The organism is Pseudomonas sp. BRM28 (genome assembly GCF_002939405.1).
Taxonomy (GTDB): domain Bacteria; phylum Pseudomonadota; class Gammaproteobacteria; order Pseudomonadales; family Pseudomonadaceae; genus Aquipseudomonas; species Aquipseudomonas palmensis.
In genome coordinates this window covers 993,268-1,005,908 of the sequence record NZ_PEFV01000001.1, presented here as the reverse complement: position 1 = coordinate 1,005,908, position 12,641 = coordinate 993,268, and the positions used below count along the sequence as shown (strand labels likewise).

General features: G+C 67.2%; 11 protein-coding genes. 3 read left to right on the top strand and 8 right to left on the bottom strand.

The window, feature by feature from the left end; all coding sequences use genetic code 11:
* Positions 1–4: 4 nt before the first annotated feature.
* The 4 genes from CR917_RS04795 to CR917_RS04780 form a co-directional block, all read right to left on the bottom strand.
* Positions 5–1,495, bottom strand: a complete 1,491-nt coding sequence (locus tag CR917_RS04795; protein ID WP_054914860.1) for an efflux transporter outer membrane subunit — start codon at positions 1,493–1,495, stop codon at positions 5–7.
* Positions 1,492–2,568 (bottom strand): HlyD family secretion protein, encoded by a 1,077-nt coding sequence (locus CR917_RS04790; protein WP_043860984.1) that lies wholly within the window; start codon positions 2,566–2,568, stop codon positions 1,492–1,494. The genes CR917_RS04795 and CR917_RS04790 overlap by 4 nt, the downstream gene beginning before the upstream one ends.
* A gap of 20 nt (positions 2,569–2,588) precedes the next feature.
* Complete coding sequence (locus tag CR917_RS04785; RefSeq protein ID WP_043860983.1) at positions 2,589–4,142, bottom strand: MFS transporter; 1,554 nt, start codon at positions 4,140–4,142, stop codon at positions 2,589–2,591.
* 190 nt (positions 4,143–4,332) lie between these two features.
* Entirely contained in the window at positions 4,333–5,244 is a 912-nt protein-coding gene (locus tag CR917_RS04780) for a LysR family transcriptional regulator (RefSeq protein WP_043860982.1), read from the bottom strand.
* A gap of 170 nt (positions 5,245–5,414) precedes the next feature.
* Here CR917_RS04780 and CR917_RS04775 point away from each other — a divergent pair, with 170 nt between their 5' ends.
* Positions 5,415–5,867 carry a universal stress protein gene (locus CR917_RS04775; protein WP_043860981.1) on the top strand — a complete coding sequence of 151 codons (453 nt, stop codon included), beginning with the start codon at positions 5,415–5,417 and terminating at the stop codon, positions 5,865–5,867.
* 38 nt (positions 5,868–5,905) lie between these two features.
* Entirely contained in the window at positions 5,906–6,682 is a 777-nt protein-coding gene (locus CR917_RS04770) for an enoyl-CoA hydratase (protein ID WP_104571961.1), read from the top strand.
* Positions 6,683–6,708: 26 nt separating this feature from the next.
* Here the strand turns inward: CR917_RS04770 and CR917_RS04765 are convergent, their stop codons facing one another.
* Genes CR917_RS04765 through CR917_RS04750 form a run of 4 tightly spaced genes read right to left on the bottom strand, consistent with a single transcriptional unit; the run spans position 6,709 to position 11,462 of the window.
* Positions 6,709–7,566, bottom strand: coding sequence for an HlyD family secretion protein (locus CR917_RS04765; protein ID WP_043860979.1), 858 nt, complete (start codon positions 7,564–7,566; stop codon positions 6,709–6,711).
* Positions 7,567–7,577: 11 nt separating this feature from the next.
* On the bottom strand, positions 7,578–7,778 hold the full coding sequence (locus CR917_RS04760; RefSeq protein ID WP_043860978.1) for a DUF1656 domain-containing protein: 201 nt from the start codon (positions 7,776–7,778) through the stop codon (positions 7,578–7,580).
* Complete coding sequence (locus tag CR917_RS04755; protein ID WP_054914863.1) at positions 7,768–9,954, bottom strand: FUSC family protein; 2,187 nt, start codon at positions 9,952–9,954, stop codon at positions 7,768–7,770. Before CR917_RS04755 ends, CR917_RS04760 begins: the two co-directional genes overlap by 11 nt.
* Positions 9,951–11,462, bottom strand: a complete 1,512-nt coding sequence (locus CR917_RS04750; RefSeq protein ID WP_104571960.1) for an efflux transporter outer membrane subunit — start codon at positions 11,460–11,462, stop codon at positions 9,951–9,953. The genes CR917_RS04755 and CR917_RS04750 overlap by 4 nt, the downstream gene beginning before the upstream one ends.
* 186 nt (positions 11,463–11,648) lie before the next feature.
* Between CR917_RS04750 and CR917_RS04745 the strand changes: the two genes are divergently transcribed.
* Positions 11,649–12,596: a LysR family transcriptional regulator gene (locus CR917_RS04745; protein ID WP_043860975.1), complete on the top strand. Its 948-nt coding sequence runs from the start codon at positions 11,649–11,651 to the stop codon at positions 12,594–12,596.
* The last annotated feature ends 45 nt before the right edge of the window (positions 12,597–12,641 follow it).

Sequence of the window (12,641 nt, the reverse complement as noted above, 5' to 3'; positions counted from 1 at the left end):
GGCCTCATGGGTGCTTTGACCGCTGCCCTCGATCGAGTTCAGCGCTGGCCTGGGCCGGTGGGGCAAATGACTGCCAGCCCCCGCCCAGGGATTTGTACAGGCCGACCATGGCCAGCGACACCGCCGCCGAGCTTTCGACCCACTGCTCCTGGTTGGCCAGCAAGGCGCTCTGCACGGTCAGCACGTTGAGGAAGTCGACCGCGCCCTCCACGTACTGGTTGCGCGCGGTGTCCAGCGCCACCCGGCTCTGGCGCACCGCTTCGTCGAGCAGGTCGCGGCGCAGCTGGCTGGCGTTGTACAGGCGCAGCACATCGTCGATCTCGTGCCAGGCGCGCAGCACCACCTGCTGGTACTGCACAGCCGCTTCCTGCTGCTGCGCCTCGCGCAGCTTGAGCACGCCGGTCAGGCGCCCGCCCTCGAAGATCGGCAGGCTCAACTGCGGGCCGATGGCAAACCGGCGCGAACTCCAGTTGCCGAAGTCCGACAGTTGCAGCGACTGGAACCCCGCGCTGCCCGACAGGCGGATGCTCGGGTAGAAGTTTGCCTTGGCCACCCCGATGCTGGCCGTGGCGGCGTGCAGTTGCGCCTGCGCCTGGCGGATGTCGGGGCGCCGCTCGGCCAGTTCCGAGGGCAGGCCCATGGCAAAGCGCTGCGCGGTCTGCGGCATCGGTGCCGGTTGCAGCAGTTCGTTCTGCAGGCTGCGTGGCGGTTCGGCCAGCAGCAGGCTCAGGGCGTTGATCAGTTGCGCCTGGCGGTCTTCCAGGGTGGGCAGGCGCGCCTCGATGGACGCCACCTGCGCCTTGGCCTGGGCCACGTCGAGGTTGGTCGCCACGCCATCGTTCAGGCGCATCTGCGACAGGCGCAGGCTGTGGCGCGACACGTCGAGGTTCTCGCGGATCACCGCCAGGGTGCTCTGCACCGCACGCAGCTGGATATAGTCGTGGGCGGTCTCGGCCAGCAACGACAGCAGCACGCCCTGGCGGTCGTTTTCGGCCACCTCGACGCTGGCGTCGGCGGCCTCCACCTCACGCCGCACCCGGCCCCACAGGTCCAGTTCCCAGGCAGCGGTGAAGTCGCCCTGCCACAGGTTGAAGGCCGACTTGCCGTTCTTGCCGGACGGGTCGTTGAGGCCGTCCTCGCTGTTGCGGGCGCGGCTGTAGTTGCCGTTCAGGTCGACCGACGGGTACTGCTCGGAGGCAATGCTGCTGCGCACCGCGCGGCTCTGCATCAGCCGGGCGGTGGCCACCTGCAGGTCCAGGTTGCGTTCGACCGCGCGCTGTACCAGTGACGACAGCTGCGCATCGTTGAACTGCTCCCACCAGCGCGCCTGCAGCGGTGTCGCCTCGGGCTGGCTGGGGCCGGCCTTGTCCTGCAGGGTCGGCCAGGCCGACGGCGCGGTGGAACGCGGCGCTTCGAAATCGGGGCCCAGGCTGCAGGCGCCGAGGGTCAGCGTGGCGCCCAGCAGCAAGGGCGAAGTAGCCTGTGCGAAGTTCATCGAGCGCTGACCTCGTTGCCGGCCTGGGCCCTGGCCGGGCTCTGGGTATCAATTTTGGCGATCACCGACATGCCCACGCGCAGGCGGCTGAGCAATGGCTGGTCGGCGTCGAGCACGATCTTCACCGGGATGCGCTGCACAACCTTGGTGAAGTTGCCGGTGGCGTTGTCCGGCTTGACTGCGGCAAAGGTCAGGCCGGTGGCCGGGGCCACGCTCTGTACATGGCCGCGCAGCTGTTCACCGGCAAAGGTATCCACGCTCACCAGCACTGCCTGGCCTGGCTGCACGTGGGTCAGCTGGGTTTCCTGGAAGTTGCCGACCACGTAGGCCTGTGCCAGCGGCACCACCGAGAGCAGCCGTGCGCCCGGGTTGACGTAGGCGCCCACGCGCACGGCGCGCTCGCCGACCATGCCGTCGATGGGTGCGACGATCTGCGTGTAGGACAGGTCCAGGCGGGCACGGTCCAGCGCGGCCTCGGCATGCTTGAGGCCGCCCTGGGCCGCCTCCACCTGCGCGGTGAGAATGTCCACCTGTTTGCGTGCCGCGGCCAGCGCCGCACGGGTGTTGGCCAGGCGTGCCTGGGCCTGGTCGACCCGGCTGCGCGCCTGCTGGGCGTTCTGCACGGTGCCGGCGCCCTGCTCGGCCAGGCGGGTGTGACGGGTCAGTTCATGGTTGGCAAACGCCAGCGCCGCCTCGTCGGCAGCCACCGTGGCCTGGGCCTGGGCAATCAGCGAAGCCTGGCGTTCGAGGGTGGCGCGGGCGTTCTGGTACTGCGCGCGGGACATCAGCAACTGCGCGTCGGCGGCGGCCAGCGCCGCCTGGAAGTCGCGGTCGTCGATCTGCGCCAGCACCTGGCCGGCCTTGACCTGCTGGTTGTCCTCGACGTGGACCGCCTTGATGAAGCCCGACACCTTGGGCGCCACCACGGTGTAGTCGGCCGTGACGTACGCATCGTTGGTGGACTGCGTGCCGCCGCTGCCGAACAGCGCGGGCAGCGCCACATAGGCCAGGCCGGCGACGACGATCACCGCCACGGCGATCAGGGTGAGTCTGGAAGTTTTACTTGAGGTCATGTCTTTCTCTCTCGACGGGACTAGGCCACTGCACGCGGCGGGTAGATCCGGGTAGGCACAAAGGGAATCAGCACGATCAGCGCCAGTGCCAGCAGCGCCATGCACAGGTAAAGGTCGGCCGAGGTCAGCACCACGGCCTGCTCATGGATGCGCCTGGCCAACCCCGGCGCATCGCTGGCGGCCAGCGGCGAGTTGCCCAGGTTGTCCACCAGCATGTTGGAGTGGAAGTGCCGGCGCACCGTGGTCAGGGCCTCCAGCACCCCGGCAGCCACCACCGAAGCCAGGCCCTTGATGGTGTTGAACCAGGCCGAGGCGAACGGGCCGTCCTGCGGGGTCATGCCGCCGGTGGCGAGCATCAGCAGCGGGATCACCGCCATCGGCTGGCCGAAGATCTGGAACAGTTGCAGCACATAGAAGTTTTCGCGCACCCACTGCGAGGTGATCTGCGTGCCGCCCAGGCACGACATGGCGAGCATGCCCAGGCCGATGGCCAGCACCCAGCGGCAGTCCACCGCGCGGATGTTGCACAGCGCCGCGGTCAGCGGCAGCGCCAGCAGTTGCGGCAGCGCCACCAGCAGCATCACAGGGCCGCTGTGCACGGGCCGATAGCCCTGGACCTGGGCCAGGTAGTTGGTGGGGATGATGATCACGGCCGACAGCACCACCAGCACCCCGCCCAGGGTGATCAGGGCGTGGGTCAGGTTGCGGTTGCGCAGCATCTGCAGCTTGAAGAACGGCAGCGGGTGCGACCATTCGTTGATCATGAACAGCACCAGCAGCACCACCCCGCCGCCCAGCAGCCAGCAGATCAGCGGCGAGTTGAACCAGCCCATGCGGTCGCCCTGGGACAGGCCGATCACGATCGAGCAGATGGCCGGCAGCCCCAGCAACAGGCCGCGCCAGTCGAACTGCTTGAAGCGCTCCAGGCGCAACGGGTCCTGCGGCAGGCCCCAGGCCACGCAGCCCATGGCCACCAGCGAGGGCAGGATGATCTGCCAGAACGCCCACTGCCAGCCGACATACTCGGTCCACATGCCCGCCAGCGGGAGGCCCAGGCTCGGCCCGAAGGTTGCGGTCAGGGCGTAGCCGGCCAGGCCGTAGAGCTTGATGCCGGGAGGCAGAAAGCGCAGCGCCACGCTCATCAGCATCGGCGGCAGCGCGCCCCCGGCAAGGCCTTGCAGGGTGCGCAGCAGCATCAGGCTTTCGAGGTTGGGTGCAAACGGGCAGAGCAACCCCAATACGGCAAAGGCGCCGATGGCACACAGGGTGAAGCGGCGCAGCGAGAAGGTCACCGAGCACCAGGGCGCAAAGGCCATGGCCGACACCGAGGTGGCCGAGTACAGCGCCACCAGCCAGGCCCCTTCGTCGGCGCCGATGTGCATCCCGCCACGGATGTCGGCCAGGGCCATCTTGGTGACCATCTCGTTGAGGCCGGCGCACAGCACCGCCAGCAGCACGCCGACCAGGCCCACCACGATACGCAGGCCGAAAGCAGCCGGGGCGGCCGGTTTGGCAGGCGCCGCGGCGGGCGCCGGGGTGGCCCCCAAGGGCGCCTGGGCCGCCAGCGACGTCATGGCCGGCCCCCGCCCACAGGCGCTGAAGCACGGCAGAAAAAAGGCACACACATGGCAGGAGGACTCCGGGTAGTTAAGTACCCGGCAAGTCTATGGAGGCCAATAGATGACGAAAACTGACATATTCGCAGTTTATTGCTGCGTCAAACGCAATCCACAAAAGTCGCGCTAACGCGTGCCTGCCCCGGGCTCAGGCGTAGTGCCTGGAGCAGCATTCCTTGAGGGTCTGGCGCAACCAGCGGTGGGCGGGGTCGTTGTCGAAGCGCGGGTGCCAGGCCTGCATGATGGTCACCGCCTCCAGCGCCATCGGGATGCGGAACGAGCGCAGCGGCAGGCCGAGCCGGGCCACGCTCATCAGCACGTGCTCGGGCAGCGCCAGCAGCAACTCGGAGTCGGGCAGCGAGAACATCGCCGAATGAAAGCTCGGGGTGATCAGCGCCACGCGCCGCTGCAGGCCCATGCCGGCCAGCGCCGCATCGATCGGGCCGGCGGCGCGGCCACGGCGCGACACGCTGATCTGCTCGTAGCCGGCGAAGCGCTCGGGGGTGATCTCGTCATCGAAGATCGGGTGATCGACCCGCGCCAGGCCGACGAAGGTGGTGGAGAACAGGCTCTGCACCTTGATCTCGGGGCCGAGGTTGCGCGTGGCACTGATGTACAGGTCCAGGCGCCCGTCGCGCAGTGCGGCGTCCTCGTCGCCGCCCTCGCCTTCGGGCACGAAGCGCAGCACCGTGTGCGGCGCCTGTTCGCGCATGGTTTCCAGCAGGGGCGCGGCAAAGGGCGCGATGAATACATCGTTGGCGCGCAGGTTGAAGGCCCGTTCCAGGCTCTGCAGGTCGACCTCGTCACTGGAACTGAACACCTGGTTGGCCTGCTCCACCACACTGCGCACCTGACTGCGCAGGGCCATGGCCTTGGGCGTGGGCACCAGGCCGCGGCCGGCGCGCACCAGAATCGGGTCACCCACCGCATGGCGAATGCGCGTCAGGGTACGGCTCATGGCCGCGGGGCTCAGGTTCATCCGCCGCGCCGCGCCGACCACACTGCCTTCATCGAGCAGCGCATCCAGCGCGACCAGCAAATTCATATCTGGAAAGTGCATGGCAAGCATCCATTCATTGCTTCGTTGAGTCCGGGGCAAAGCTTAACAGTTTCCGCCGCGCTCACAGCCCCTGCATGTGGCGCAACTAGTCATTGCACGCTGCACCATTTACCGCGCCGCATGCTTTTTTCAAGAATGCTGCTCTTTGCACAGTGAGTGGACCCTGCCCCATGTACAGCGTCGTTTTGATCGCCATCGATGGCTCGCCACGCAGCCACGGCATCCTGGAAACCGTCAGCACGTTCTGCGAGCAGACCCGTCATCGCCTGCATGTGCTGCTGGCGGTCGACCGTGCCTACGCGCTGCCCGAACAGGACGGCCACATCAGCCCGCAGGACGAAACCGAATACCCGGCGGCCAGCCATGAACAGCAGGTGGCCGACATGAGCATGCTGCAGGCGGTGACCCACCTGCGCGAACGCGGCTTCCAGACCGAAGGCAACCTGGTCAATGGCGACCCGGTGTCGAGCATCGTCGCCGAGGCCAAGCGCCTGGGCAGCGACCTGATCGTGATGGGCCACCGCCACCTGTCGCGGCTGGACCGCATGTTCGACCCCTCGATCAGCAGCAAAGTCATCGACAAGGCCGGTTGCCCGGTACTGGTCGATGCGCGTCATCTCTGACGCCCCCTTGCCCTCACCCCTTGAACGAGACTACACGGATGAAACTCGATTACCTGCTGCTGGAACAGATTGACGCGGTGGCGCTGATTCGCCTCAACCGGCCGCTGTCGCTCAATGCCCTGTGCGCCGAACTGGCGGCGGAGCTGGCCGGCGTGCTCGACCGTCTGGAACAGGACCGCAGCGTGCGCGCCGTGGTGCTGACCGGCACCGACACGGTGTTCGCCGCCGGGGCCGACATCATGGCCATGCGCAACCGCAACTACATCGACGTGTACACCAGCGACTTCGTGACCGTGGACTGGGAGCGCCTGGCCAGCTTTCGCAAACCGGTGATCGCCGCGGTGGCCGGCTACGCACTGGGCGGTGGCTGCGAGATGGCGCTGATGTGCGACTTCATCATCGCCGCCGAGAGCGCGCGCTTCGGCCAGCCGGAAATCAAGCTGGGGACCATCCCCGGTGCCGGCGGCAGCCAGCGCCTGGCACACTTCATCGGCAAGGCCAAGGCCATGGACATGGTGCTCACCGGGCGCACCCTGGACGCCTACGAAGCCGAGCGCTGCGGCCTGGTGAGCCGGGTGGTGAGCGATGCGGCGCTGCTCAACGAAGCCTTGCGTGTCGCGGCGCGGATCGCCGGCTACTCCGGGCCGGTAGCAATGATGGCCAAGGAGGCGGTGAACGGCGCCTTCGAAACCACCTTGAGCGAAGGCGTACGCCAGGAGCGCCGGCTGTTTCATTCCACCTTCGCCATCGAAGACCAGAAGGAAGGCATGGCCGCCTTCGCCGAGAAGCGCGAGCCGCAGTTCATGCACCGCTGAACGTTCGCCATGGCAGCGGCACGCGCTCAATCGCGCGGCTTGACCACCACCGTGCAGGTGGTGCCCGCTGCCAGCAGGAAGCCTTCGGGCACCTCGTCGATGTGGATGCGCACCGGTACCCGCTGGGCCAGGCGCACCCAGTTGAAGGTGGGGTTTACATCGGCGATCAGCTCGCGGCTTTCAGGGTTGTCGCGGTCATAGATGCCGCGCGAGATGCTCTCCACATGCCCCTTGAGCACCTCGCCGCTCATCATCTGCAGGTCGGCCTGATCGCCCACCTTCACATGCGGCAGCTTGGTCTCCTCGAAGAAGCCGTAGACCCAGAACGAGTCCTTGTCGACCACCGCCATCTTCGGCTCACCGGTGCGCGCATAGTCGCCGCGGTGCACGTTGAGGTTGGTCACGTAGCCGTCCACCGTGGCCAGTATGCGTGTGCGCTTGAGGTCCAGCTCTGCCGCCGCCAGCTGCGCCTGGGCCTGCTGGTAGTCGGCCAGGGCCGAGTTGGCGATGTTGCTGGCGTCGTCGCGGTTCTCTCGCGAGATCACCAGGTTGTCCATGTCGGCACGCCGGTGCGCATTGACCTTGCGCATCTCCCAGGTGGCCTTGCGCGAGGCTACCAGCGCCTGCGCCTGCCTGACCGCCACCTCGTAGTGCTCGGGGTCGATCTGGATCAGCAGGTCGCCCTTCTTCACCAGCTGGTTGTCGCGCACCGGCACGTCCACCACATAGCCGGGCACGTCGGCGGCCACGTTGATGATGTCGGCGCGTACCCGCCCGTCGCGGGTCCAGGGCGTGTTCATGTACTGCACCCACAATTGCCGGCCGATCGCCACGGCAGCTGCCAGTACCAGCAAGGTGGCGATCAGGCTGAAAAACTTTTTCATCGACTAGGGTCTCAACGGTAGACGGTCAGCGCCATGGCGCCAAAGAGGCAAATGAACAGGCACAGGCGCAGCAGCGCCGGGTGCCAGAAAAAACGGTAGCCGTCATGCCCGGCAATGAACCGGTCCAGCCCCCAGGCAAGCCCTGCGGCGAACAGGAACATCAAGGTCATGGTCGGCATGTACAGGCCGTGGAAGGCGATTTCACGGGGCATCGGGCAGTCCTTGCGTCGCGGGCAGGTGGGCCAGCGGCGATTGTGGGTCGAGCAGCGAGGTACGGATGAAGTGCAGGTAGCTCTGCACCCGGCGCAGAGCCGAGGTGTCGAAGTGCCGGGCAAAAGGTTCGTCGGTGGCCTGCACGCGGCTGATCGCATGGTCCACTGCCACCAGCGCACGCTCGTGGTTGCTGGCGGTGGGCTGCAGGAACAGCCGCGCCAGCGCCCGGCCCATCACGCGGATCGCCTGGCGCCAGGGCTGGGACTCGGCATAGCACGGGTGCACCGGGAGTATCGCCTGTTCCTTGCGCAGCTCGATGATCGCGTGGCCCACCTCCAGCACCACGAACATCCAGCGCAGCAGCTTGCTCTGCACCTGGGGCTGGCCCACGGCCAGGCCATAGGCCTGGTGCAGCAGGTCACGGGTACGGCTCTCGAACGCCGAGCCCAGCCCGCGCAGGCGCCCGCTGATGGCGAACAGCACCTGGCCGCGCAGGTCCTGCTCCAGGCGGCTCCACAGCCAGCGGCTGTTGGGCGGCAGGATGATCGCCCCGGCCGCCGCGCACACCAGCATGCCGATGACCATGGCGATGTAGTCGTTGACGAAGGTGTAGGGGTTGTACACGGTGAGGTTGTCGGGCACCGAGCCGGTCGAGAAGAAGATCAACAGGCCCAGGCCATAACCGGCGTAGGCCGGGCGCGAGGCCAGGAACGCGCCCACCACGAACACCGGCGCCAGCACCATGCACAGCAGCGGGAAGCCGTCGATCCAGGGGAACACGAAGAAGGTTTCGAAGAACCCCACCAGCGCGCCGAACAGGGTGCCGCAGGCCATCTGGAACGACATGCGCTTGGGGTTGGGGGTGGCCGCCGACAGGCCCACGGTGGCCGCCGCGATCAGGGTCATCATGGCCCCGCTGGGCCACGCCGTGGCCAGCCAGAAGCTGCCCAGCACCAGCAGGATGAACGCGGCCCGCACGCCGGCGGCCAGCGACACCAGCCAGTTGGTCTGGGCCACGTAGGGTTCGTCCCATTGCTCACGGGCGTGGCTGTGCTCGGCCAGCGAGGCGTGGGTCTGGGCATAGCTGTGCAGGTCGTCGACGAAGCGGTACAGCAGTTCGTAGGCGGTGTGAAAGTCGAGCAGGTCGGCGTCGCTGGGCGCGGTGTCGAGGTAGGCGGCGCGCAGGCTGCGTACCCGCTCGGGCAGGTCGTCCTTGTAGGCGGCCAGTTGCTCGGCCAGGCGCGCGGCATCGGCGTGGGTCAGCGAGCGCCCGGCATAGCCGTCGAGCAGGTTGGCCAGGGCGTCGAGGCCCGGCTCGATGGCCGTGACGATCTGCAGCGGGCCGCGCTGGCGCAGGCGCTCGAGCAGTTGGTGCAGGGCGTTGAAGCGCGTGGTGATGGCCATGAACTCGCTGTTCATGCGGCCCAGGCGGCCGTTGCGCCGGCGCATGTGCGGGTCTTCGAAGGCGGTCACGCTGCGCAGGCTTTCCAGGCCCACTGCCTCGGCGATGAAGCGCACGTTGCTGCTTTCGAAACGGTCGCGCTGGCTGTCGCCGCGCAGGCCTTCGGCGACGAAGCCGGCGAACACGCCAAAGCGCTGGTACAGGGCGTTGCGCATCGAGGCACTGGCCGACTGCGGCAGGATCGCGGCGCTGACCAGGGTCGACACCAGGATGCCCAGGGAGATCTCCAGCACCCGCCACACTGCCGCCATGAATGCACCGTCGGGGTGCTGCAGGGCCGGCAGGCCGACCATGGCCGCGGTGTAGCCGGCCAGCACGAAGCCATAGGCGCGAAAGTTGCGGTAGCGCATCGCCCCCGCCGAGCAGATGCCCACCCAGATCGCCAGGCTGGGCAGGAACAGCTCGGTGTTCTGCGGGAAGATCGCGATCAGCGCGACCATCACCGACGAACCGGCCAGAGTGCCGAGCAGGCGGTAGAAGCTCTTGGCGAACACGTGGCCGCTCTGCAGCTGCATCACGATGAACACGGTGATCATCGCGGTGCGCGGCTGCGGCAGCTCCAGGCGCATGGCCAGCCACAGGGTGAGAAACGCCGCGCTCAGCACCTTGAAGATGTACACCCAGGTGACGCCGTCGCTACGCGCCCATTCGAAGAAGCCGCGACGCCATTCAAGTGATGCCAGCCAGCGAAACGGCAGGGTCATGGCGCTCATTTGTCGAACACCGCCAGGGTGCGCGGGGTGGCCGGTGCGGCCTGCTTATCCGGCGTCGGCACATCGTTGCCGGCGCCCAGCCCACCGCCCAGGGCGGTGACCAGTTCGGCATGCGCGGTCAGGCGCGCGGCCTGCACCTGCTGCTGGATCTGCTGCTGGCGAAACAGCAGGGTCTGCGCATTGAGCACGTTGAGGTAGTCGGTGAGGCCGCGCTGGAACGCGATCATGGCGATGTCGTAGGTCTTCTGCGCCGAGGCCACCGACTCGGCGGCAAAGTGCTGCTGTTCGTCCATCGAGTGGCGGCGGATCAACTGGTCGGACACCCCCTTGAGGGCCTCGACCACGGTCTGGTTGTAGCGCGCCACGGCGATGTCGTAGCCGGCCGAGGCCACGCCCAGTTGCGAGCGCAGGCGGCCACCGTCGAACACCGGCAGGCTGATGGCCGGGCCGACGTTGTAGTTGAACTTGCGCCCGGTGAGAAACTCCAGCGCACCGCCGCCGGTGGCCATGAAGCCGAGCCCGCCGACCAGGTCGACGTTGGGGAAGAAGCCGGCATGCGCCACATCGATACCGCGCGCCTGGGCCGCCACCTGCCAGCGGCTGGCAACCACGTCGGGACGCTGCCCCACCAGCTCGGCAGGCAGCGCCGACGGCAGCTTGAGTGCGGTGGCCAACGAGAGATTCGGCCGCTGCAACTGCGCGCCCTCGCCCGGGCCCTTGCCGGCCAGCGCGGCCAGCTGGTTGCGCGCCAGGGCGATTTCTTCATCGAGGCTGTCGAGCTGGCGATGGGTTTCGGGCAGCGGCGTCTGCGCCTGGCTGACCTCGAAATGGGTGCCGATGCCGCCGGCCAGGCGCCGTTCGGCCAGGGCCAGGATCTGCTCCTGCTGGGCCAGCTCGGCCTTGACGATGTCGCGCTGGGCAAAGTGCAGCGACAGCTGGATGTACACCTTGACGATGTTGTTCTGCAGTTCGAGCTGCGCCTGTCGCGCCTGGGCCACGCTCATGTGGGCCATGTCCACGGCCTGCTCGCTGGCATTGCGCTCGCGGCCCCACAGGTCCAGCGCATAGCTCAGGCCCAGGGTGGCATTGTTGTCCCAGGTGTTGGCACCGGACAGCGCGCCGGGGCCATAGAACTGGTCTTCGGGCCAGTTGTGGCGCTTGAGGCTGGACTGGCCGTTGACCTGCAGTTTTTCGTCGGCCTCGATCACCCCGGCCATGGCCCTGGCTTCACGCACGCGAGCAGCGGCCATGGCCATGGTCGGGCTGCCCTGGAGCGCCAGGGTGATCCAGCGCGCCAGTTGCGGATCGCCATAGGCTTGCCACCATTGCTGGTCGGGCCAGTGGGCATCCTGCGCGGCTGCTCGGATGGCCGCGTCGGTGGTCAGGGTATTGGCTTGCAGCGTCTTGCTTTGCGGGGCGATGCCCCAGGTTCCGATACAGCCGCTCAAGGTCAAGCTAAAGGCACAGACACTGAGCGCATTCAGCGCTCTGATGATGCGACGCGGCACAGCTGCGAGTTCCCGACTAGAAGGTGGATGACGCTAGGTGACGCAATTCTAGGGGGCCGCCGCACTGGCGATAAGCGTGCTTTACTGCGAATCTTTGTTACGAAAACCGCGATAATCCGGCTTTAGTCTGAAGACTGCTTTGGTTACTTCATGTCACAATTCTGTCGTCTTCCTTGAGAGCGCCCCATGGACACCCTGCAAAACATGCGTGCTTTCAGTTGCGTCGCGCAAGTCGGCAGTTTCACCGCCGCTGCCGTGCAACTGGATACGACCACCGCGAACGTGTCGCGGGCGGTTTCCAATCTTGAAGCGCACCTGCAAACCCGCCTGCTCAATCGCACCACCCGGCGCATCGCACTGACCGAAGCGGGCAAGCGCTACCTGATGCGCTGCGAGCAGATCCTCACCTACGTGGAGGAAGCCGAGGCCGAGGCCAGCGACGCGCATGCGCGCCCGGCCGGGCAATTGAAGGTGCACTCGATGACCGGCGTGGGCCAGCATTTCGTCATCGACGCCATCGCCCGCTACCGCGAAACCCACCCCGACGTGACTTTCGACCTGACCATGGCCAACCGCGTGCCCGACCTGCTGGACGAGGGCTACGACGTGTCCATCGTGCTCGCCAGCGAGCTGCCGGACTCGGGTTTCGTGTCGCAGCGCCTGGGCATCACCTACAGCATCGTGTGCGCCTCGCCCGAATACGTGAAGCGCCACGGCGTGGCGCACAAGCCGGCCGACCTGCTCAAGCACGCCTGCCTGCGCATGGTGAGCCCGGTGATCCCGCTGGAAAAATGGCTGTTCGACGGCCCCGAGGGCCAGGAGGTGGTGAACATCACCCAGGCGCCCTTCCAGGTGAACTCGGCCGATGCCATGAAGGCGGCGATCCGCAGCGGCATGGGCGTGGGCGTGCTGCCGATCTACTCGGCCATCGACGGCCTGCGCGACGGCAGCCTGGTACGGGTGATGCCCGAGTACCGCCTGCAGGAGCTGAACCTGTACGCGATCTACCCCTCGCGCCAGTACCTGGATGCGAAGATCAAGACCTGGGTCGAGTACCTGCGCAACTCGCTGCCGGAGATCCTCGCGGCCCACGAGGCCGACCTCAAGACCCACGAGCTGCTTATCGCCACCTGAAATCTTGCTGCACAGGGGCGGCGGAGAATGATAGCGTGCTACCCA